General features: G+C 72.2%; 15 protein-coding genes. 7 read left to right on the top strand and 8 right to left on the bottom strand.

The window, feature by feature from the left end; all coding sequences use genetic code 11:
* Positions 1-17: 17 nt before the first annotated feature.
* Entirely contained in the window at positions 18-1373 is a 1356-nt protein-coding gene (locus ACWZEH_RS34870) for a lysine N(6)-hydroxylase/L-ornithine N(5)-oxygenase family protein (RefSeq protein ID WP_456200223.1), read from the bottom strand.
* Positions 1374-1683: 310 nt separating this feature from the next.
* Here ACWZEH_RS34870 and ACWZEH_RS34865 point away from each other — a divergent pair, with 310 nt between their 5' ends.
* On the top strand, positions 1684-2328 hold the full coding sequence (locus tag ACWZEH_RS34865; protein ID WP_456200221.1) for an FMN-binding negative transcriptional regulator: 645 nt from the start codon (positions 1684-1686) through the stop codon (positions 2326-2328).
* Positions 2329-2400: 72 nt separating this feature from the next.
* Here ACWZEH_RS34865 and ACWZEH_RS34860 read toward each other — a convergent pair whose 3' ends face one another.
* The 7 genes from ACWZEH_RS34860 to ACWZEH_RS34830 form a co-directional block, all read right to left on the bottom strand.
* Positions 2401-3063 carry an LmbU family transcriptional regulator gene (locus tag ACWZEH_RS34860; protein WP_456200219.1) on the bottom strand — a complete coding sequence of 221 codons (663 nt, stop codon included), beginning with the start codon at positions 3061-3063 and terminating at the stop codon, positions 2401-2403.
* A gap of 20 nt (positions 3064-3083) precedes the next feature.
* Entirely contained in the window at positions 3084-4388 is a 1305-nt protein-coding gene (locus ACWZEH_RS34855; RefSeq protein WP_456200217.1) for an acetylornithine transaminase, read from the bottom strand.
* Complete coding sequence (gene argB / locus ACWZEH_RS34850; protein WP_456200215.1) at positions 4385-5362, bottom strand: acetylglutamate kinase; 978 nt, start codon at positions 5360-5362, stop codon at positions 4385-4387. The genes ACWZEH_RS34855 and argB overlap by 4 nt, the downstream gene beginning before the upstream one ends.
* Positions 5359-6510: a bifunctional glutamate N-acetyltransferase/amino-acid acetyltransferase ArgJ gene (argJ, locus tag ACWZEH_RS34845; RefSeq protein WP_456200213.1), complete on the bottom strand. Its 1152-nt coding sequence runs from the start codon at positions 6508-6510 to the stop codon at positions 5359-5361. The genes argB and argJ overlap by 4 nt, the downstream gene beginning before the upstream one ends.
* A complete protein-coding gene (gene argC, locus ACWZEH_RS34840) occupies positions 6507-7535 on the bottom strand; it encodes an N-acetyl-gamma-glutamyl-phosphate reductase (protein ID WP_456200211.1) in 1029 nt (342 codons plus the stop codon). The genes argJ and argC overlap by 4 nt, the downstream gene beginning before the upstream one ends.
* A 50-nt stretch (positions 7536-7585) precedes the next feature.
* Positions 7586-8776 (bottom strand): serine hydrolase domain-containing protein, encoded by a 1191-nt coding sequence (locus ACWZEH_RS34835; RefSeq protein ID WP_456200209.1) that lies wholly within the window; start codon positions 8774-8776, stop codon positions 7586-7588.
* Positions 8777-8869: 93 nt separating this feature from the next.
* The gene (locus ACWZEH_RS34830) at positions 8870-9616 is read right to left on the bottom strand and encodes a thioesterase II family protein (protein WP_456200208.1); all 747 of its coding nucleotides are present in this window, start codon (positions 9614-9616) and stop codon (positions 8870-8872) included.
* Positions 9617-10106: 490 nt separating this feature from the next.
* Here ACWZEH_RS34830 and ACWZEH_RS34825 point away from each other — a divergent pair, with 490 nt between their 5' ends.
* The 6 genes from ACWZEH_RS34825 (at position 10107) to ACWZEH_RS34800 (ending at position 22554) form a co-directional block, all read left to right on the top strand.
* Entirely contained in the window at positions 10107-10322 is a 216-nt protein-coding gene (locus ACWZEH_RS34825) for an MbtH family protein (protein ID WP_456200206.1), read from the top strand.
* A 333-nt stretch (positions 10323-10655) separates the two neighbouring features.
* A complete protein-coding gene (locus ACWZEH_RS34820; protein WP_456200205.1) occupies positions 10656-11348 on the top strand; it encodes an LmbU family transcriptional regulator in 693 nt (230 codons plus the stop codon).
* 93 nt (positions 11349-11441) lie between these two features.
* Complete coding sequence (locus ACWZEH_RS34815) at positions 11442-13025, top strand: amino acid adenylation domain-containing protein (RefSeq protein ID WP_456200203.1); 1584 nt, start codon at positions 11442-11444, stop codon at positions 13023-13025.
* Positions 13022-13309 carry a phosphopantetheine-binding protein gene (locus tag ACWZEH_RS34810; RefSeq protein ID WP_456200201.1) on the top strand — a complete coding sequence of 96 codons (288 nt, stop codon included), beginning with the start codon at positions 13022-13024 and terminating at the stop codon, positions 13307-13309. Before ACWZEH_RS34815 ends, ACWZEH_RS34810 begins: the two co-directional genes overlap by 4 nt.
* A 228-nt stretch (positions 13310-13537) precedes the next feature.
* Positions 13538-14725 (top strand): NAD(P)/FAD-dependent oxidoreductase, encoded by a 1188-nt coding sequence (locus ACWZEH_RS34805; protein ID WP_456200200.1) that lies wholly within the window; start codon positions 13538-13540, stop codon positions 14723-14725.
* Positions 14726-14778: 53 nt separating this feature from the next.
* Complete coding sequence (locus ACWZEH_RS34800; protein WP_456200341.1) at positions 14779-22554, top strand: amino acid adenylation domain-containing protein; 7776 nt, start codon at positions 14779-14781, stop codon at positions 22552-22554.
* Positions 22555-22565: the final 11 nt, after the last annotated feature.

The raw sequence follows: 22565 nt of genomic DNA, 5'->3' as shown, positions 1-22565 counted from the left end.
GGCCGCCACAGGCGGCCTCAGGCGGCCGAGGACGCCTCCTCCACCGAGTGGGTACGGCCCAGCTCCCGCTCGGTGCGCCCCAGCACGATCGAGTCGGCGATCTCACCGCTGCGTACCGCCATGTTCGACAGCAGGGCCGACGTCAGACCGTGCGTGTGCTCGGTGCCGCCCTGGAGGTAGACGCCGCAGGTCAGTTCCGGCGAGGAGACGAGGCGGTAGTCGCGCTCCACCCGGTGCCGGCCCGCCGCGTCGCGCGCGAAGTGCGCGTCGAAGTCGTCGCCGAGCAGGCGGGCCGGGTCCACCCCGTCGTAGCCGGTGGCGAACACCAGCGCGTCCACGGCCAGGCCCTCCGTCCGGTCGTCGAAGAGCGAACGCAGCACCATCCGCGTGCTCCCGCCGGTGCTCTCGACCTCGACGACCCGGGTGAGGTTGCGGAAGTGCAGCCGGTGGGTGCCGCGCACCTGCTCGTCGTACGACCGCTGGTACAGCGCCCGGATGACGTCGGTGTCGACCACCGAGTAGTTGGTGTTGCGGTGGTAGCGCCAGAACGCGTCCCGGGCCCGGTCGGTGCCGTAGTAGTACTCGTCGACCGCGCCGGGGTCGAAGACCTGGTTGGCGAAGGGGGTGTCGTCGGCGACGGAGTAGCCGTAGGACGGGATGACCGCGGAGACCTGCGCGTGCGGCAGCGAGTCGTAGAAGAACCGGGTGATCTCGGCCGCGCTCTGGCCGGCGCCGACCACCGCCACGCTCTTGAGCTCCTGCGGGTCGCGCGCGTTGAACTTGCTCAGGAACTGCGAGCTGTGCCACACCCGTTCGTCGGCCGTCACGCCCTCCGGCAGGCGCGGCACCAGACCCGTGGAGATGACCACGTTGCGGGCGGTGACCACGCTGGTGGTGCCGTCGCCGCCGCGCACCTCGATCTCCAGGAGGTCGGGCCGGAGGGTCCCGCCCTCGGTGGCGGGCCGGATCGAGGTGACCTCGGTGCCGTAGGTGACCCGGTCGCTCAGGCCGGCGGCCGCCCACTCCAGGTACTGGTGGAATTCCTGCCGGGTCGGGAAGAAGTCCTGGTTGTTCACGAACTGCACCAGCCGGTTCGAGGAGTGCAGGAAGGAGATGAAGCTGAACCGGGACATCGGGTTCCTGAAGGTCGCCAGGTCCTTCAGGAATGAGATCTGCATGGTCGTGGACGGCAGCAGCATGTTCCGGTGCCAGCCGAAGGTGGGCTGCCGCTCGAAGAAGTGATACTTGAGCGGATGCTGCGGAGCGCTCGCCTCGTGCTCCTCCAAGGCGATCGCGAGCGACATGTTGGACGGGCCGAACCCGATACCGATCACGTCGTAGATCTCTTGGTGACGCCTGCCCGTTATGCCCATGGAAAATTCTCCCGCTTACGTCTGGAAAACTCGACCGGTGGCCCGAGAGACCGTTCTGTGCTGTTTCTCCGAGGAGAACGAGGAGCATCTCAAAGGAAACTTGAAGACGGCATGAAGACCATTCGAGAGCTTCTCGAGGTGCGCGATATTCGAAAACATTGTCCTGCCGACAGGACACCGGTATGGTCGGCGAAGATTTCTGACAACTCCGCGTGACGCGGACGACGGCGTAAGTGTCCGGAGTAATGCGATCAGTCACACTCTGAGCCTGAGTCATGCCTTGAGTCAATTACCGAGAGGGTGAACCCGGATGTTCGTGCCCAGTTTCTATCGCGAACCGGACAATTCGTGGATGATGGATCTGGTCCGTGGTAATCCATTGGCGCTCGCCGTGTCCAATGGGAGTCCCGAGGACGGTCCTTTCGCCACGCATCTGCCGGTCATATTCGACCCCGAGAGGTCCGGCGACCGGCCCGGCCGGCTGCCGGGGGCCACGCTGCTCGGGCACATGAACCGGGCGAACCCGCACTGGTCGGCCCTTCAGACGGGCGGCATCCTGCTGCTGACGTTCACCGGGCCGCACTCCTACGTGTCGCCCGCTGCGTACGAGACGACCCCGGCCGCCCCCACCTGGAACTTCACCGCGGTGCACGCCCGGGGCGTGGTGGAGAAGATCGACTCGACGGAGGAGACGCTGGACGTGGTGCAGGCCACCGTGCGTGCCTATGAGGGGGAGTTCGGCGACGGCTGGGACATGACCGAGTCGGTCGACTACTTCCGCAAGATCCTGCCCGCCGTGGGCGCCTTCCGGTTCACGGTGACCGGGGCCGAGGGCATGTTCAAGCTCAGCCAGGAGCAGCCGGCCGAGGTGCGCGAGAGGGTACGGGAGTCGTTCGGGCAGAGCGCGTGCCGGCACAAGCGCGAGACCGCCGGGCTGATGAGTCGGCTGCCGTGACCTGCCCGGGACCCCGGTGCCGGGAGTCTCGGCACCGGGAGTCTCGGCACCGAGGCCCCCGGCACCGACGGTTCACGCGCTGACGGCCACCGGCCGGACGGGGTCCCGCGCGTCCTCCAGGGCGCTCGCCGCCGCGCTGTCCAGCGTGGCCGTCACCCACTGCTCGAAGTCGACGCCCAGCTGCTCCGCCGCCTCGTGCCACCGTCGCAGACGGTGGCCGGGGACCTCCAGGCGGCCGCTCGGCTCGGTGAGGGTGCGCGGCCGGCGCTCGTCCTGGCGGGCGGCGCGCAGGGCGGCGCGCAACTGCTTGGTGCTCCACCGCCCCTCCTCGGCGCGGTCGAGCCAGAGATCCTGCTCGTCGGCCGGCATGGAGGCCAGCTCGGCGTGGTGCTGGAAGCTCAGGGCGGGGCGGCGCCGGGCGAGGCCGAAGCGGCGTGCGACCCAAGCGTAGTTGCGCAGGGTCTGGTACGAGAGGCCGGCGGCGCGAATCCCGCGCTGGTAGCGGTCGGTGTAGTGGTCCTTGCCGTAGACGAGCCAGTCGCCCAGCCACCAGGAGGACGAGTCGAGGACGCCGGCGAGCTGCTGTCCGGCCCGCTCCCACTCGTCGTACGCCATCCGGGCCGGCATCCGCAGGCCCACTCTCGTCGTCAGCACCTGGCCCCCGTGGGGCTGGGGGTGGGTGTTCGCCGGGCCGCCGGGCGACCCCGCGGTCCGTCCGGCCTGACACGTCATCATGCCTCCAGGGGAAGTGCGCTTCATCGGTGGGCCCTCTGGCCCGCTCTCGGCTCAGGCCGCCGTCGCCGGCACCTCGCCGGCACCTCGCCCAGGGCCGCCCGGAAGCGGTCGAGGAACGTGTCCACCTCGCGGTCCGACACGATCAGCGGCGGGGCGAGCCGGACGACGTCCGGCATCACCGCGTTCACCAGGAGCCCCCGGTCCTCGGCCGCCCGCTGCACGCGCGCCGCCGCGTCCCCGTCGAGCACGACGCCCAGCAGCAGCCCGGTACCGCGCACTTCGCGCACCAGCGGGTGGCGCGGGTGCTCCAGACCGTGCCGCAGCCGCTGCCCCGTCCGGGCCACGTGGTCCAGGAGGCCCGCCTGCTCGATGGTGTCCAGTACGGCGAGGGCGGCCGCGCACACCACGGGGTTCCCGCCGAAGGTGGAGCCGTGCGCGCCGGGCGTGAGCAGCTGCGCGGCCCGGCCGAAGGCGAGCGTCGCGCCGATGGGCAGGCCCCCGCCCAGGCCCTTGGCGAGGGTGACGACGTCCGCCTCGACGCCCTCGGTCTCGGCCGCGAACCAGCGGCCCGTGCGCCCGATGCCGGTCTGGATCTCGTCCAGGACGAGGAGGGTCCCGGTTGCCGCGGTGATCTCGCGGGCGGCCCGCAGATAGCCGGGCGGGGGGACGACCACGCCGTTCTCCCCCTGCACGGGCTCCAGCACCAGCAGCGCGGTCTCCGGCGTGACGGCATCGCGCAGGGCCTCGACGTCCCCGTACGGCACATGGGTGACCTCGCCCGGCAGCGGCCGGAAGGGGCGCTGCTTGGCGGGCTGGCCGGTGAGGGCCAGGGCGCCCATGGTGCGGCCGTGGAAGCCGCCGGACGCCGACACCATGTGCGTACGGCCGGTGAGGCGGCCGATCTTGAACGCCGCCTCGTTGGCCTCGGCGCCGGAGTTGGAGAAGTAGACCCGGCCGTCCGGGCGCCCGGCGAGCCGCAGCAGGCGCTCGGCGAGCCGCACGGTCGGTTCGGCCATGAACAGGTTCGAGACGTGGCCGAGCGAGGCGACCTGCTCGGAGACGGCCCGGACGAGCGCGGGGTGAGCGTGGCCGAGCGAGTTGACCGCGATGCCGCCGACGAAGTCGAGGTACTCGTTGCCCTCCGCGTCCCAGACCCGGACGCCCCGGCCGCGGACCAGCGGCAGCCGGGGGGTGCCGAAGTTGTCCATCATGGCGCCCTGCCAGCGCCGGGTCAGCGCCGCGTTGCCCGCACCCACGCAGGCGAGGTCCGCGACGCTTCCGCCGGCGCCGGCGAGGTCCACGCCGCCGTGCACGCCGTCGCTCATGCCGTCACCCCCCGGACGCCGGCGTCGTCGTCCGGGACGACCACCGTGCCCGCCCCGTCGTCGGTGAACATCTGCAGCAGGATGGAGTGCTGGACCCGGCCGTCGATGACGCGGGCGGAGCCCACGCCGTTGTTCACGGCGTGCAGGCAGCTCTCCATCTTGGGGATCATCCCGGAGGACAGCCGGGGCAGCAGCCCGGTCAGTTCGCCGGCGGTCAGGCGGGGGATCACCTCGTCGCTGTCGGGCCAGTTCCGGTACAGGCCCTCGACGTCGGTCAGGATCAGCAGCGTCTCGGCGCCGAGCGCGACGGCGAGGGCCGCGGCCGCGGTGTCGGCGTTGACGTTGAACACACCGCCCTCGGCGGCGTCCTTGTCGTTCTCGGGCCGGGCGATGGGGGAGACGACGGGGATGCGTCCGTTGTCGATGAGGCCCCGCACGATCCCGGCGTCGACGTGGGCGATCTCGCCGACGCGGCCGATGTCGACGGGCGCGCCGTCCTTGTCGGCGTAGTGCTTGACGGCGGTCATCAGACGGGCGTCCTCACCCGTGAGGCCCACCGCGTGCGGGCCGTGCGCGTTGAGCAGCCCGACCAGCTCGCGCTGCACCTGCCCGGCCAGGACCATGCGGACGACCTCCATGGTCTCGTCCGTGGTGACCCTCAGGCCGCTCTCGAACCGGGACTCCAGACCCAGACGCCCGAGCTGCGCGCTGATCTGCGGGCCGCCACCGTGCACCACGACCGGGTTCAGGCCCGCGTGCCGCAGATAGAGGATGTCCATGGCGAAGGCCGCCTTGAGGTCGTCGTCGACCATGGCGTTGCCGCCGAACTTGATGACGACGGTCTTGCCGTGGTGGCGCGCCACCCACGGCAGCGCCTCGATGAGGGCGCGGGCCTTGGGCAGGGCCGCGTGCTCGCCGGAGCGGTCGCGGCCGGAGGAGTGGGGGAGTGGCCGAGGAGACGGTGAAGCGCTCATGAGGAGTACTCGCTGTTCTCGTGGACGTAGTCGGCGGTCAGGTCGTTGGTCCAGACGACGGCGTGGTCCGCGCCCTCGGCGAGGTCCACGGTGATCCGGACCTCGCGGCCGGTCATGTCCACCAGCGCGCGGTCCTCGCCCACCGAGCCGTCCTTGCACACCCACACGTCGTTGATGGCGACGCTCAGCCGGTCCGGCGCGAACGCGGCGGAGGTGGTGCCGACGGCGGACAGCACACGGCCCCAGTTGGGGTCCTCGCCGTGGACGGCGCACTTGAGGAGGTTGTTGCGGGCGACGGAGCGGCCCACCTCGACGGCGTCGTCCTCGCTCGCGGCGCCCACGACCTCGACGCGGATCTCCTTGGAGGCACCCTCCGCGTCCCCGACGAGCTGCCGGGCCAGGTCGGCGCAGACCGCGCGGACGGCGTCGGCGAACTCCTCGTACCCGGGAGCGGCGCCGGCGGCACCGGAGGCGAGCAGCAGCACCGTGTCGTTGGTGGACATGCAGCCGTCGGAGTCGACGCGGTCGAAGGTGACCCGGGCGGCGGCGCGCAGGGCCGGGTCCAGCGCCCGGGCGTCGACGTCGGCGTCGGTGGTGAGGACGACCAGCATGGTGGCCAGGCCCGGGGCGAGCATCCCGGCGCCCTTGGCCATGCCGCCGACCGTCCAGCCGTCCTTCGTCACGGCGGCCGTCTTGTGCACCGTGTCGGTGGTCATGACGGCGCGCGCCGCGTCCTCGCCGCCGTCCTCGGACAGCCGGCCGGCGGCGTCCTCGACGCCGGTCAGCAGCCGGTCCATGGGCAGCCGCACACCGATGAGCCCGGTGGAGCAGACCGCCACCTGGGAGACGTCCAGGCCGAGCCGTCCGGCGGTCCGCTCGGCGGTGGCGCGGGTGTCCGCGAGGCCCTGCGGCCCGGTGCAGGCGTTGGCGCCGCCGGAGTTGAGGACCACCGCGCGGACCGAGCCGTCCGCGAGGATCCGCCGGGACCACCGGACGGGGGCGGCCTGCACGCGGTTGGCGGTGAAGACGCCCGCGGCGGCACTGCCCGGCCCGTCGTTCACGACGAGCGCCAGGTCCCGGCTGCCGTTCTGCTTGATTCCCGAGGCGATGCCCGCCGCCCTGAAGCCTCGTGCTGCGGTGACGCTCACGGTGCGACTCCGATCGTGGAAAGCCCCAGTGACTCGGGCAGGCCGAGGGCGACGTTCATGCTCTGGACGGCGCCGCCCGCGGTGCCCTTGGTGAGGTTGTCGATGGCGCTGATCGCGACGATCCGGCCGGCCTCCGGGTCGAGGGCCACCTGGACCTGCCCGGCGTTCGACCCGTACACGGCTCCGGTGGCGGGCCACTGCCCCTCGGGCAGCAGCCGCACGAACGGCTCGTCGCCGTACGCCTTCTCGTACGCGGCCCGTACGTCCGCCGCGCCGACCCCGGGCCGGGCCGCGGCCGAGCAGGTGGCGAGGATGCCGCGGGGCATGGGGGCCAGGGTGGGGGTGAAGGAGACGGCGACCGGGTGGCCCGCCGCGGCGCCGAGGTGCTGCTTCATCTCGGGCGTGTGCCGGTGGCCGCCGCCCACGCCGTAGGGCCGCATGGAGCCCATGACCTCGCTGCCGAGCAGGTCCGCCCGGGCCGCCTTGCCGGCGCCGGACGTGCCGGACGCCGCGACGACCACCGCCTCGGGCTCGGCCAGCCCGGCCGCGTACGCGGGGAAGAGGGCCAGCAGGACCGCGGTCGGGTAGCAGCCCGGCACCGCGATGCGCCGGGTGCCCGCCAGCGCGGCGCGGGCGCCGGGCAGTTCGGGCAGGCCGTAGGGCCAGGTGCCCGCGTGCGGCGAGCCGTAGAACGCCTGCCAGTCGGCCGCGTCCGCGAGGCGGAAGTCCGCGCCGCAGTCGACGACGAGCGTCTCCTCGCCCAGGTGCTCCGCCACCGCGGCGGACTGCCCGTGCGGCAGGGCGAGGAAGACGACGTCGTGCCCCGTGAGGGCGTCGGCGGTGGTGGGCAGCAACTCCCGCCCGGCCAGCGGGGCCAGGTGCGGTTGCAGCGCGCCCAGCCGCTGTCCCGCGCTGGAGTGCCCGGTCAGGGCACCGATCTCTACTTCGGGGTGGGCCAGGAGCAGACGCAGGAGCTCGCCCCCCGCGTAGCCGCTCGCTCCTGCCACGGCCGCTCGCACTGTCATGAATTCTCCCCGTCGACGGACACGTGTCCCGGTCCTCGCGGCCCGCCGCCTCAGCGCGAGCGGGCGGGTGCCTCGCAGAACTCGGCGTCCAGAATGGGCAGGATGCTCTCCGCCGCCCAGGTCCCGTTGTAGTTGAACGCGAGCCGGTGGCGACCGTCCTCGGTCATGGCGACCAGGGAGATCGACCCCATCGTTCCCCCGTCGTGGTACCAGAGGGTGGTGCCGCAGCCCAGCGTGAGCCGTTCGATGCCGAGCCCGTAGGACGAGCCGGGGGCGTCGGGGTTGACCACGGTCGACTTCATCTTCGCCAACTGCCGCGGCGGCAGCAGCTTGCCCTTCAGCAGCGCCGCGTAGAACCGGTTCAGGTCCCTCGTACTGGAGATGATGTCGCTGTCGCCCCAGAACTGCGACCCGTTGACCTCGGTGACGTCGTCGATCCGGTCCGGCTGTGCGAGGAAGAGCCTGGCGTGCTCGCGGCCGCTCGGCCGGGGCAGGCCGAAGTCCGTGCCGGGGTGGGACGTCGCCTCCAGCTTCAGGGGCGCGACGATGCGCTCGCGCACCTCTTCCTCGTACGACCTGCCGCCCGCCTTCTCGACGATCAGCGCGGCCAGGATGTCGTTGGTGTGGGAGAACGAGTGCCTGGCGCCCGGCTCGAACTGCGGCGCGTGGGAGAACGCCACCCGCAGGCGGGCCCCGGGCGGCAGCGTGTCGTACCGGTGCTGGAGGAAACCGTCGCCCAGCACGTACGTGTCGAGGTACTGCGGGTCGTTGAAGTAGTCGGTCAGACCGCTGGTGTGGTTGAGGAGCTGGCGTACGGTGATCCGGCTGCCGTCGTTGCCGTTGCCGGTCACCAGGCCGGGCAGATGACGCTCCACGGTGTCGTCCAGGCCGAGCTTCTTCTCCGCCTCCATCTGGAGCAGGACGACCGCCACGAACGTGTTGGTGATGCTGCCGACACGGAACCGGTCGTTCTCGCCGCGCGGGGCGCCCGTCGTCAGGTCGCCCACACCCGACGCCGACTTCCAGACCCCGTCCGCGTCCCGCGCTTCGGCGGTGATGCCGGGGACGCCGGCGGCGACGGCCGCGTCCATCGCACGCTGCGTCGCCTGGTGGCCTCCCGCCGCGGCGGGAGCGTCCCCGGCCGCTTGGGCGGGATGCGTGAGAACGGTGGCCGTGAGGGCCGCCGCCGCCAGCGCGACCACGCCCGCGCTCGGTCTCTTCCGTGTCGTCGTCGTCCGCATCGTCATTTCCCCGTTTCAGAAGACTCGTCCGTAGGTGGCGGATGCCGTACTCGTGCTTACTCGTGTGCCGTGCGTTGGGGAGGCACGGGAAGTTCAGGAGGAGTGCGCCGCGGTCACCGCGTCGAGCGCCGTGGTCGCGTCCCGTTCGATCCGCCGCAGCAGCGGCCGGGGATCGCCCTGGAAGTAGAAGTGACCGCCGTCGAAGACCCGCAGGCCCAGGAAGTGCTCGCTGTGCTCCTCCCAGCCCGCCATCCGCGGCGGTGAGGCGTGGCGGTCCTCGGCGCCCGCGTAGGCGGACAGCGCCACGGGCAGCGGACCGGTGCCGGGAGCGGGGCGCCAGGTCTCCACCAGGCGCAGGTCGTTGCGGATGACCGGCTCGAACAGGGTCCACAGCCCGGGGTCGTCGAAGACGCTGTCGGGCGTGCCGCCGAGCGCCTTCAGACGTTCCCGCAGCTCGGCCTCGGGCAGCGCGTGGTAGCGCCGCCCCGGAACCACGAGCTGCGGCGCGGTGCGGGCCGAGACACCGACCCACACCGGCCGGGGCAGGCCCCGGTCGAGGGCCCGCCGGGTGATCTCGTACGCCAGGAGGGCGCCCATGCTGTGCCCGAACAGGGCGTAGGGACCCGTCAGTTCGGGCTCGATGTGGTGCAGCAGGAAGTCGGCGAGGCGGCCGGCCTCCGCGATCCGAGGCTGATCGAGGAGGAAGCCGTGACCCGGGGCGTCGAGCAGCCGCACGTCCCACGTGTCCGGCAGCCCGGCAGGCCAGTGGCGGTACAGCACGTGCGAGCCTCCCGCGTGGTGCAGGACGAACAGGCGCAAGGCAGGTGGTGTGCTGTCCATCGCTCCCCCTCGGATCGGGCTGCGCACGTTCGCACCATAGAACGGCGGTGGCCGAAACGGAGCGGGCACCAGGGGGACTCCGCCGCCGGTGTGGGAACCCTCTAGCGAATCTCGGGCGGCGCGCCCACGACGTGGGGACAGTACTCCCCGTACCTGGGCGACTACGCGTCGGACGCCCGCCGGACACCCGTCTCAGCCCTGGTCCGGGCGCCCGCCCCGCCCCGGTCCGGAGGCCGCCGGCTGCCACCCGGCGTCTCGAGCGGAACTCGACCGGATCTGAGCGGGGCCATGGCTACAGTGGTCGGCGAGTCGGCTACCGGCCACGTGGGGCAGCCAAGCCCGTACCACGACCGCGCCCGGTCCCAGAAAACGCGGGCGGCCGATCTCCCGTGTGTACGTCGAGGGCCGGCGGCCCCGGCCCGAGGCCGGGCCGGTGGGCCCGGCGTTCTCCCATCCCCAGTCACCCCGTGACGGTTAAGGACGGTGCCAGTTGAGCACGAACCCCTTCGATGACGAGGACGGCCGCTTCCACGTCGTGGTCAACGACGAGGAGCAGCACTCCCTGTGGCCGGCGTTCGCCGAGGTTCCCGCGGGCTGGCGGGTGGTCTTCGGCGAGGCGGCCAGGGCCGAGTGCCTGGAGTACGTCGAGCAGAACTGGACGGACCTGCGCCCCAAAAGCCTGCGGGATGCCATGGCGGCGGGCTGAACGGCCCGCCCGGACTCTCGTCGAGCCGACGCGGCGGATCCCGCCCGTGCCGTCCCGGTCCCTCGGCTGCCGCCGCCGGGTCCGCGGTCCCGACCGGGACGGCGCTGTCCGGACGTACGAACCGAAAGAACCTGGTGGAAGGCGCCGCGGCCCGCGACGCCCGCGACCGGCTTCGCGGGCCCGCACGCCCATGTCCCGCCGGCGCCCACGCAGTACATACCGCCCGGGTGCCCGGCCGAGTGACCAGCCGACGCCCGGGAAGACGCTCTGAGTTGGGAGATGAAGGTTGTGACGGGGGCTGTGAGAACGGCGAGCAGGTACAAGACGAGGCCGGTGGACACCAGCGGTGAGCCGGCGCAGCGCGACGTGGTCCTGTCCTTCGTGGGGACGCAGGCCAAGGTGCAGAAGACGGGGATGCTCTTCCCGCAGAACCTGCCGGAGCGGTCCTGGGAGCAGATCGGGACCAACCTGCGCGAGCTCGTGAACTCCTCGGCGTGGTGGCTCGCCGACTGGCTGCTCTTCGGGGAGGCCACCTACGGCTGGCGGCGGTACAAGGAGGCCATCGAGCGCACCGGGCTCGACTACCAGACCCTGCGCAACTACGCGTGGGTGGCCCGGCGGTTCGAGCACGACCGCAGGCGGGACGGCCTCAGCTTCGCCCACCACGCGGAGGTGGCCCGTCTGTCGCCGCCGGAGCAGGACTACTGGCTGCGCAAGGCCGAACAGCAGAAGTGGTCGCGCAACGAACTCCGCAGGGCACTGCGCGCCAGCCTGGCCGCGCAGAGCGACACCACCGAGATCTCCCCGAGCGGCGACGACGAGCAGCAGGCGGCGCCCCGGTCCGCGGAGCCGCCGGCCGCCGAGAAGCGCCGGCCGCAGGTCACCACCCTCACCATCGAGCTCTCCGCCGACCAGCTCGAGCACTACTCAAAGGCGGCCGCCGCGCATGGTCTGCCCGTCGGCGAATGGGTGACTCAGATGCTCGCGACCGCCGACCGCCGCACCGCCGGGAGCGGCACCGCCTGAAGGCGCGTCGCGCCGCACGCGCCGGCCGGCACCCGTTCTCGTGACGCGCCGGCGACTCGTCTGACCGGACTTCTCTCACATCGGAGCCAGTTGATGATCCTTCAGGGAAAGCGGGTCGCCCTGCCCCCGGCGCCCGTCGTGCACCAGCAGTTCGAGGCCAACGCGGCGGCCACCCCCGACGCCGTGGCCGTCGTCCACGCCGGCCGTCAGATGACATACGCCGAGCTGGACGCGCGGGCGAACCGGTTCGCGCACTTCCTCGCCGCGCGCGGGCACGGCCGGAAAGCGAAGGTCGGCGTCTGTCTCGACTACTCGGCCGACATGCTCGTCGCCATCCTCGGCACGCTGAAGGCGGGCGCGGCGTACGTGCCGTTCGACCCGGCCTATCCGGCGGCCCGGCTCCAGCTCCTGCTGGGCCAGGTCCCCTCCCTCGCCCTGATCGTCGCCTCCCCCCAGACGCGGGGGATGGTCGACTCGGCGGGCGTCGAGGTCGTCGACCTGGAGCAGCTCACCGACCACCTCGCGCAGCTCCCGGCGATCGCCCCCGACGTCCACGTCACCGGCGACGACGTGTGTTACGCGGTCTTCACGTCCGGTTCGACCGGAACGCCGAAGCTGACCGCGGTGCGGCACGAGGGCTGGTTCAACCTGATGAACTGGCTGAAGCTCGAGTACGGCCTGCACAGCGGGTCGCACAACCTGGTCGTCAGCGCCTTCGGGTTCGACCTGTCCCAACGGGCGCTGATGACACCGCTGTTCTGCGGAGCCACCCAGTACCTGATGGCGAGCCGGAACTTCGACGCCATGATGGCCTACCGCGTCCTCACCCAGCACGACATACGCGTCGTGCACTGCGCCTCCAGCACCCTGTACCTGCTCGTGGACTGGGAGACCGCGCGCGGCGGCGACGCGCTCACCCGGCTCGACTACGTGCTCTTCGGCGGCGAGCCGCTGAAGACCGAACGGCTCGCCAACTGGGCGCGGCGCGAGGGCAACGCCTGCACCCTCCTGCACCAGTACGGCGTCGCCGAGTGCACGGACGTCGCCACCTCCTACGACCTCGCCGGATACTGGCGCGGCGGACACGACATCACCCCGGTCGGCAGGCCGGCCTACAACACCGACATCCACCTTCTCGACGAGGAGCTGCGCGGCGTCGGCGCGGGGGAGTACGGCGAGGTCTGCATCTCCGGGGCGAGCGTCGGCGCGGGCTATCTGGGCGGAGCGGGCCCCGAGAACGCGAAGTTCGCGACGGTCGAGGTCGACGGCGCGCCGCTCAGGGTGTACCGCACGGGCGACCGCGGCCGCATCGACGAGGCCGGCAACCTCGTGGTCGCCGGCCGGATGGACGCGCAGGTGAAGGTGCGGGGCATGCGTATCGACCCCACCGACATCGAGCGCGCGCTCGGCCGGCTGGCCGGGATCCGGGAGGCCGCCGTGGTCGTCGCGCCCAACGACGCCGGTGAGGCCGAACTGACCGCGTTCGTCGTCCCGACCCGGGACGAGCTCACCGAGGACGACGTGCGTATCCGTCTCCTGCAGACCCTGCCGCGCAACATGGTCCCGGCCAGGTTCGTGAACGTCCTGCGGCTCCCGCTGAGCCCGCACGGGAAGGTCGACCGCGCGGCGCTGGTCGACTCGCTCCAGAAGCAGTACGCGATGAGCGGCGCGGCGTGACAGCCGACGCGGCAGCCGACAACAAACCTGTCGGCGAACCAGAGAGGACAATGATGATTGCCGACAGCGTGCGTGCCATTTGGTGCCGGGAGCTGAAAGTCGACGACATAGTGGCCGACGACGATTTCTTCACCCTGGGCGGCCAGTCCGTGATCATGTTCCGAATTCAGGATGCTTTCATGGAGGAACTGGGCGTCGAGGTCCCGATGGACCAGATGTTCCTCAACCCGACGGTGGCGTCGATCTCCGCGTACATCGAATCCCTGGACCCGGTGGCCCCGTAGTGTCGGGCGCGGGCTGTGTCGTGTCCCGCCGGCGGGACACGACACAGCCCGCGCCGACCTGCGATTCCGGTCGCGGGTTCTCTTTCTGCCGCCCGTCCGGGCGGCTAGCATCAATTTCGTGCTCGGCAGCGTTTATTCATTCGCTGCGTCGATAGCGCGCACCAACACGATGACTTTTCCGGCTGCTGCCGCGTTGGCCAAAAAACTACCTGGTAAGAGAGGCGCGCCATGTACGACGTGATTGTCATAGGTGCCCGTTGTGCGGGTTCGCCGACGGCCATGCTATTCGCGCGGCAGGGTTATCGAGTCCTGCTCCTGGAGAAAGCGCGGTTCCCGCAGGACACGCTCTCCTCCCACTACCTCCACACGCAGGGCGTGGCCCTGCTCAAGCGGTGGGGGCTGCTCGACAAGCTCGTCGAGGCGGGCTGCCGGCCGATCGACCGCCAGCGCTACGAGGCGCCCGGGGTCCGCATCGACGGATTCTCCCTGCCGGTCGACGGCCAGCGGACCACGTACGCGCCCCGGCGGTACGTGCTCGACCCGATCCTCGCGGACGGAGCCGTCGCGGCCGGCGTCGACTTCCGGCAGGGCTGCGCGGTCAACGACCTGCTGTTCGAGGACGACCGGGTCGTCGGGGTGCGGTACACGACGCCCGGCGGAGGCGAGGCGACGGACCGGGCACGCCTCGTCGTCGGCGCGGACGGCATGCGGTCGCTGGTGGCCCGCAAGACCGGCGCGCCGAACGTCATCGAGCACCCGCGGATGACCTGCACCTACTACAGCTACTGGTCCGGGGTCCCCTCCGACTTCGAGCTGTACGCGCGGCCGGGGCGGTGGATCGGCGTCATCCCCACCAACGACGACCTCACGCTGCTCATGGCCTACTTCCCGCAGGACGAGTTCTCCGAGATGCGCAAGGCGGTGGAACCCGCCTACCTCGACGCCTTCCGCACGACGGCGCCCGAGCTGTGGGAGCGGATGGCGGCGGGCAAGCGCGAGGAGCAGCTCTACGGCACCGGGCACCAGGAGAACTACTTCCGCAAGGCCTTCGGGCCCGGGTGGGCGCTGGTCGGCGACGCGGTGAACCACAAGGACTCCATCACCGCCCGCGGCATCACCGAGGCCTTCGTCCAGGCCCAGTCGCTCACCGACCGCATCGGGGACGGGCTGCACGACGACACCGCGCTCAACGCGGCGCTGCGGCGCTACGAGAACGAACTGGGCGGCGAGGCCCTCAACCACTACCAGGGCGCGCTCAACGTGGCCGAGCTGAAGCCCGAGGGGCGGGCCGAGATGCTGCAGAAGCTGGTCGGCCACCAGGAGCAGATCGACCGGTACTTCTCGACGCTGTCGGGCGCGATCTCCATCGACGACTTCTACAACGACGAGCTGCTGGACCTGCTCGACCAGAGCTGACCGCCGACTGACGACTGACGACCGCTGACTGGTTCGCCGATTTTGGAGACACAATGATCCCGTTGTCGTTCGCGCAGCGCCGGCTGTGGTTCGTGGACCGGTTCGAGGGACCTTCGCCGACCTACAACGGCGCCTTCTCCCTGCGCCTGACCGGCGACCTGGACGTGGAGGCGCTCCAGGCGGCGCTCCGCGACGTCCTCGACCGCCACGAGGCCCTGCGCACGGTGATCGTCGAGGACGACGACGGTGTCCCGCACCAGCGGGTGCTGGCGTCCGGGGAGAAGCCGTTCGGCCTGCCGGTCGTCGAGGTCACCGAGGAGGAGCTGGCGGCGGCGGTCGACCGGACGGCCACCGAGACCTTCGACCTGGCCGCCGACGTGCCGGTGCGCGCCGCCCTGCTGCGCTGCGGACCGCGCGACCACACCCTCGTCGTCGTGGCCCACCACATCGCCGTGGACGGCGAGTCCTTCGGGCCGCTGTTCCGCGACCTCACCACGGCCTACGCGGCCCGCGCCGAGGGCGGCGCCCCCGCGTGGGAGCCGCTGCCGGTGCAGTACGCGGACTACACGCTGTGGCAGCTGGACGTGCTCGGCGACGAGGCCGACCCGGAGAGCCTGGCGGCCCGGCAACTGGAGTACTGGCGCGAGGCGCTGGCCGACCTGCCGCAGCCGCTGCCCCTGCCCACGGACCGCCCCCGCCCCAGGGTGATGCGCTCCGAGGGCGACCGGATCCGGTTCGCGATCGACCCCGGCCTGCTCCGCTCCGTGGAGAAGCTGGCCGTCGAACGGGACGCCACGGTGTCGATGGTCATGCACTCGGCGCTGGCGGTGCTCCTGCACCACCTCGGCTGCGGCGACGACCTGCCCATCGGCGCGCCCATCACCGACCGCACCGACGAGGAGCTGCGCGACCTCGTCGGCTTCTTCGTCAACACCTGGGTGCTGCGCGCCGACCTCTCCGGCAACCCGACCTTCCACGACGTGCTCGAGCGGGTCCGGGAGCGGTCGCTGGCCGCGTACGACAACCAGGACATGCCCTTCGAGCGGCTGGTGGAGCGGCTCAACCCGCACCGGTCGACCGCCTACAACCCGTTCTTCCAGGTCATGCTCTCCTGGCAGCCGCCCGTGCCGCCGCTCCAGCTGCCCGGTCTCGGCGTCGAGGTCGAGCGGCTGGAGACCCGCACGGCCAAGTTCGACCTGTTCTTCGACCTGCTCCCGGACAACGAGGGCGGGGCGCGGTGCCGGCTGGAGTACGCCACCAGCCTCTTCGACCAGGACACCGCCGAGGCCCTCGCGCAGCGCTTCGTCCGCGTCCTGGGCCGGCTCGTGGCCGACCCCGAGCGCGCGGTCGCCACCGTCGACGTACTCGACGCGACCGAGCGCGAGCGGTGGCTCACCCGGTCCGGCGACCGTGCCGCCGAGGTGCCCGACCTGACCGTCCCGCAGCTCTTCGAGAGCCAGGTCGCCCGCACCCCGGACGCCCCGGCGCTCGAGTGCGACGGCCGGACGCTGACCTACCGCGAGCTGGACGACCGGGCGAACGGCATCGCCTGGGAGCTGGTCCGGCGCGGCGCCGGGCCGGAGGACCTGGTGGTTCTCGCCCTGCCGCGCACCGAGGACCTGGTGGCCGGCCTGCTCGGCATCCTCAAGTCCGGCGCCGGCTACGTGCCGATGGACCCGCAGTACCTCGGCGGGCGGGCGCACACCGTGCTGGCCGAGGCACGCCCCCGGTTCGCGGTCACCGACACGGCGACCTCGCGGGAACTGCCGCCCGGCGGCTTCGAGACCGTCGACGTCGACCAGCGCGCGGGGTGGGACACGCCCCGGGGCGCGCCAAACGACGCGGGCCGCCGTGCGCCGCTCGGCCCGGACAACCTCGCGTACGTGATGTACACCTCCGGCTCCACCGGCAAGCCGAAGGGCGCCGCGATCACCCACCGGGGCGTCGTCAACGGCGTACGGGAACTGGCGAGCGTCCTCGGCCCGACGCCCGGGTGGCGGATGCTGGCCGGCACCTCCGTCAACTTCGACGTCTCCGTCTTCGAACTGCTCACCGCCCTCACCACCGGCGGCACGGCCGAACTGGTGCCGAACGCGCTGGCGCTCGGCGAACGGGACGGCTGGAACGGTCACGTCATCAGCGGCGTCCCCTCCGTGCTCGGCGAACTGGTCGGCCACCTGGACAAGACCCCCGACGTGCGCACCGTCGTCTTCGCGGGCGACGTGCTCCCGGCCAGGCTGGTGCGCCAGGTGCGCGCGGCCCTGCCCGGCGCGCGCATCGTCAACTCCTACGGACAGAGCGAGAGTTTCTACGCCACCACCTTCTCCCTCGACCCGTCCGAGGAGTGGACGCAGGGCGACGTCGCCCCCATCGGCATCCCGCTCGGCAACATGCGGGCCTACGTCCTCGGTCCGGGACTCGCCCCCGTCCCGCAGGGCGTGATCGGTGAGCTGTACGTCGCCGGCACCTGCCTCGGCCGCGGCTACCACGACCGGCCGGACCTGACCGCCGAACGCTACGTGGCCAGCCCCTTCGGCCCCGCCGGCGAGCGGATGTACCGCACCGGCGACCTGGCCCGCTGGAACGCCGAGGGCCGGCTGGAGTGCGTCGGCCGCGGCGACGGCCAGGTGAAGGTGCGCGGCTTCCGCATCGAGACCGCCGAGGTCGAGGCCGCGATCACCCAGCACCCCGGCATCAGCGAGGCCGTGGTGATCGGCCGCGAGGCGCCCTCGGGCGGCAAGCAGCTCGTCGCCTACGTCGTCCACACCGGCGAAGGCGCCGTCGGCGACGACGGCGCCGGCGGCATCGGCGACGTGGATGTGCAGGCCGGGGCCTCGGCCGCCGAACTGCGCAAGTACGTCGCCGCCCGCCTGCCCGACTACATGGTCCCCTCCGCGTTCGTGGCCCTCGGCCGGCTGCCGCTGGGCCCGACCGGCAAGCTGGACCGCAAGGCGCTGCCCGAGCCGGAGTTCCTGGGCGAGGCCTACCGGGAGCCGCGCACCGAGACCGAGCGGATCATCGCCGCCGCCTACGCGGACGTCCTCGGTGTGGAGCGGGTCGGCGTCGACGACGACTTCTTCGCCGTCGGCGGCGACAGCCTGCGCTCGATCCAGGTGGTGGCGCGGGCCCGCGCCCGGGGCCTGGACCTGACCACGCGGGAGATCTTCGAGTGCCGCACGGCGGCCCGGCTGGCCGAGGCGGCCGCCGACCGCCAGGGCCGGGTGCCCGTGCTCGCGGAACTGGAGGGCGGCGGCGTCGGCCCGATGCCGCTCCAGCCGGTGGCCCGGCACGTGTTCGAACACGGCGGCGGGACGAATCGTTTCGCTATGTCGATGGTGCTGGAGCTGCCCGGGGGCATCGACGCGGACGGCCTCGCCGCCACGCTGGACGCCGTGCTCGACCGGCACGACCTGCTGCGCGCCCGCCTGGTCCGCGGCGACGAGCCCACCCTCGTCGTCCGCGAGCCGGGCGCCGTACGGGCGGCGGACCTGATCCGCCGGGTCGACTGCGACGGACGGTGGGACGAGCCCGCGGCGCTTCAGGCGGCGAAGGCGGAACTGGACGACGCGGTCGGACGGCTCGACCCCGAGGCCGGGACCATGGCGGACTTCGTCTGGTTCGCCGCCGGCTCGGGCGAGGGCCGGCTGCTCGTGGTGCTGCACCACCTCGTGGTGGACGGCGTCACCTGGCGCATCCTCATGTCGGACCTCGCCGAGGCGTGGCAGCAGGTCAGCTCCGGCAGGGCACCCGAACTGCCCGCGGTCGGCACCTCGGCCCGGCGCTGGGCCCTGGCGCTCCAGGACGAGGCGCTCTCCGAGAAGCGCGAGGCCGAACTGGAGTACTGGCGCGACCTGCTGGAGGCGTCCGACCCACCCCTGGGCACACGGGCGTTCGACCCGGCGGTGGACGTGTGGGCCACGGTCGACACCGTGCGCGTGGAACTGCCCGCCGACGTCACCGAGGCGGTCCTCACCAGGCTGCCGGCGGCGTACCGGGGCACCGCGACCGACGTACTGCTCGCCGCGCTCGCGTGTGCCGTCAACCGGTGGCGTGGCACGGACCGCTCGGCCCTGGTCCGGCTGGAGGGACACGGCCGCGAGGAGGACGTCGTCCCCGGCGCCGACCTCTCCCGCACCGTCGGATGGTTCACCAGCATGTACCCGGCCCGGGTCGACGTGCGCGGGGTGGACTTGGCCGACGTCCTGGCCGGCGGCCCCGCGGCCGGCCGGGCGGTCAAGCTGGTCAAGGAGCAGCTGCGCGCGGTCCCCGACAAGGGCCTGGGCTACGGGCTGCTGCGCTACCTGAACCCGGAGACCGCCGAGCAGCTCGCCGACTACCCGGCGCCGCAGATCGGCTTCAACTACCTCGGCCGGATCTCCGAGTCCGACGTGCCCGAGCACCTGCGCGCGCAGGGCTGGGGACCGGCGTCCTGGTCGTCCGAGCTGATCGCGGCGCCCGACCCGGACCTGCCCGCGCTGTCCGCGCTGGAGGTCAACTCGGTCGCCACGGACACCCCCGACGGCACCCGGCTCCAGGCCGCCCTCATGTTCGCCACCGGCGTCCTGACCCGCGGGCGGACCGAGGAGCTGGCCCGGCTGTGGGTCGAGGCGCTGCACGGCATGGCCGCGCACGCCGCCCGCCCGGACACCGGCGGCCTCACCCCCTCGGACGCTCCGCTGGTCCCGGTGCGGCAGGAGGAGATCGAGACCTGGGAGGAACGCTACGGCCGGCTGGAGCAGGTGTGGCCGCAGGCCCCGGGGCAGTCCGGCATCCAGTTCCAGGCCGCACTCGCCGAGGGAACCTTCGACGTCTACCACATGCAGTTCGTGCTGCACCTGTCCGGGCACGTGGAGCCGGCCCGCATGCGGGCGGCCGGGCAGGCGCTCCTGGAGCGGTACCCGAACCTGCGCTCCGCGTTCCTCACCGCGGCCGACGGCGACCCGGTGCAGGTCGTGGCGGAGCACGTCACCGTGCCCTGGCGGCACCTGGACCTGACCGGCCGCGCCGAGGCCGAGCAGGACGAGGCACTCGACCAGGCCCTCGCCGACGACCGGGCCGACCGGCTCGACCCCGCCCGGCCGCCGCTGTTCCGCCTGGCCCTGCTCACCTGCGGGCCGGAGCGGGCGAAGCTCATCGTCACGGCCCACCACACCCTCTTCGACGGCTGGTCCTCCCCGCTGGTGATCAAGGACCTGATCCGCCTGTACGCCGGGACCGACGGGCTCGCCCCGGTCCGCAGCTACGGCGACTACCTGGCCTGGCTGTCCCGGCAGGACCGGGAGGCGTCGGCGGCCCGCTGGCAGGCCGAGCTCGACGGGTTCGACGAGCCCACCCTCGTGGCCGCCGGCCGCCGTGCCGAGGGGGACGCGTCCGCCCTCGGCCGGGTCGAGGTGCCGCTGTCGATCGACAAGGGCCGCGAACTCGCCCGGCGCGCAGCCGAACTCGGCGTCACGCTGAACACGCTCCTGCAAGGCGCGTGGGCGATCCTGCTCTCCAAGCTGACCGGGCAGCGGGACGTGGTCTTCGGCGCCGCCGTCAACGGCCGCCCGGCGGACCTGACCGGGTCCGAGGAAATGGTCGGCCTGTTCATCAACACCCTCCCGACCAGGGCGTTGTGCCGGCCCGGCCAGAGCGTGGCCGACGTCATCACCGACCTCCAGGACCGGCAGATCACCCTGCTCGACCACCACTACTACGGCCTCGCCGACATCCAGCGCGGCGTCGGACTGCCGGCCCTCTTCGACACGATCGTCGTCTTCGAGAACTACCCGATCGACCGCGAGGGCATCGTCGAGGCGAACGCCTCGGCGGGCGTCACGATCGACGCGATCCGGCCCTTCGCCGGCTCGCACTACCCCCTCACCCTCAACTCCTCCGACCCCTACCTGCGACTCTCCCTCGACTACCAGCGCAACCTCTACGACCGCGAGACGGCCGGGGTGATCGCCGCGCGGTTCGTCCGGGTGCTGGAGCAGGTCCTTGAGGACCCGCACGTGCCGGTGGGTGCGGTGGAGGTGCTGGGCGAGGAGGAGCGGGACCGGCTGGTGTGCCAGGTCAACGACACGGCGCGTGCGGTGGCCCCGGACACGTTGCCGGGTGCGTTCGAGGCGCAGGTGGCCCGTGACCCGGAGCGGGTGGCGCTGGTCGGTGAGCGGGAATCGCTGACGTACGGGGAGTTCAACCGGCGGGCGAACCGGCTGGCGCACTGGCTGGTGGAGCGGGGTGCGGGTCCGGAGCGGCTGGTCGCGGTGAGGATCCCGCGGTCGGTGGACCTCCTGGTCGCGATCTACGCGGTGGTGAAGGCCGGCGCGGCGTATCTGCCGATCGATCCGGAGCTGCCCGAGGACCGGGTGCGGCACGTGCTGGACAGTGCGAAGCCGCTGCTGGTGCTCGACGAGGAGCTGCCGGACGTCTGCGTGTACCCGGACATGAACCCGAAGCGGGTTCTGTCGCCGGACAACGCGGCGTATGTCATCTACACCTCCGGTTCCACGGGTGGGCCCAAGGGCGTGCAGGTGGCGCACCGGTCGATCATGAACCGGCTCAAGTGGGGCCTGGCGCACTTCGTCGTGGGTGCCGAGGACCGGGTGCTGCTGAGCACCACGGCGAGTTTCGACGTGTCGGTGCCGGAGCTGTTCGCGCCGCTCCAGGCCGGCGCCGCGATCGTGATCGCGCGTCCCGACGGGCGCCGGGACCCGTCCTATCTCGCCGAGCTGATCCGGCGCGAGGGCGTGACCGGCGCGGACTTCGTGCCCTCGCTCCTGGAGGCCTTCGTCGCCGAGCCGGGGGCCAAGGAGTGCGAGAGCCTGCGCTGGATCGAGGTGGCGGGCGAGGCGTTCCCGGCGGAGCTGGCGAACAAGGCCGTCGAGGTGCTGCCCGGCTGCGGGGTGCACAACCTGTACGGGCCGACCGAGGCGTCGGTGGAGGTCACGGCGTGGCAGCACGTGCCGGGCGCCGGCCGGGTGCCGATCGGCGCGCCGATCTGGAACACCCGGGTGTACATCCTGGACGCGGCCCTGCGCCCCGTCGCGCCCGGGGTCGCCGGTGAGCTGTACCTCGCCGGCGCCGGTCTGGCCCGGGGTTACCTCGGGCAGACCGGGCTGACCGCGAACCGGTTCGTGGCCTGCCCGTTCGGTGAGCCGGGCACCCGCATGTACCGCACCGGCGACCTGGTGCGGTGGACCGGGGAGGGCCAGGTCGAGTACATCGGCCGGACCGACTTCCAGGTCAAGGTCCGCGGGTTTCGCATCGAACTCGGTGAGATCGAGCAGGCACTGACCGCGCACCCGGACGTCGACAACGCGGTCGTCGTCGTACGCGAGGACAGCGCCGACGTCCAGCGACTGGTCGCCTACGTGGTGCCGGGCAACGGCACGGCACACACCGACCTGGACCTCACGGCCCTCACGGACCGGGCCCGGGAACACCTGCCGGAGTACATGGTCCCCTCGGCGATCGTGCCGCTCGCCGAACTGCCCATGACACCGAGCGGGAAGCTCGACCGCAGGGCGCTCCCCGCTCCGGACCACACCGAGGCTGCGGCCGGACGAGGGCCGCGCAACCACACCGAGGAAGTCCTCTGCCGGCTGTTCGCCGAACTGCTCGGCCTGGAGGAGGTCGGCATCGACATCGACTTCTTCGACCACGGCGGGCACTCGCTGCTGGCCACCCGGCTGACCGGCCGCATACGCAACGAGCTCGACGTCGACGTGAAAGTCACGACGGTCTTCCGTAATCCGACCGCCGCCCAGCTGGCGGTCCAGATCGAGGAACTGGCCACGTCGAAACGCCCCCGGCTGCGCCCCCAGCTGGGCCAGATGACCGTTTAGGAGAAGCGTCG

The sequence above is a fragment of the Streptomyces yamdrokensis genome, from assembly GCF_053890455.1.
The sequence above is the reverse complement of the archived record's forward strand: the minus strand, read 5'-3'. Positions and strand labels throughout refer to the sequence as shown.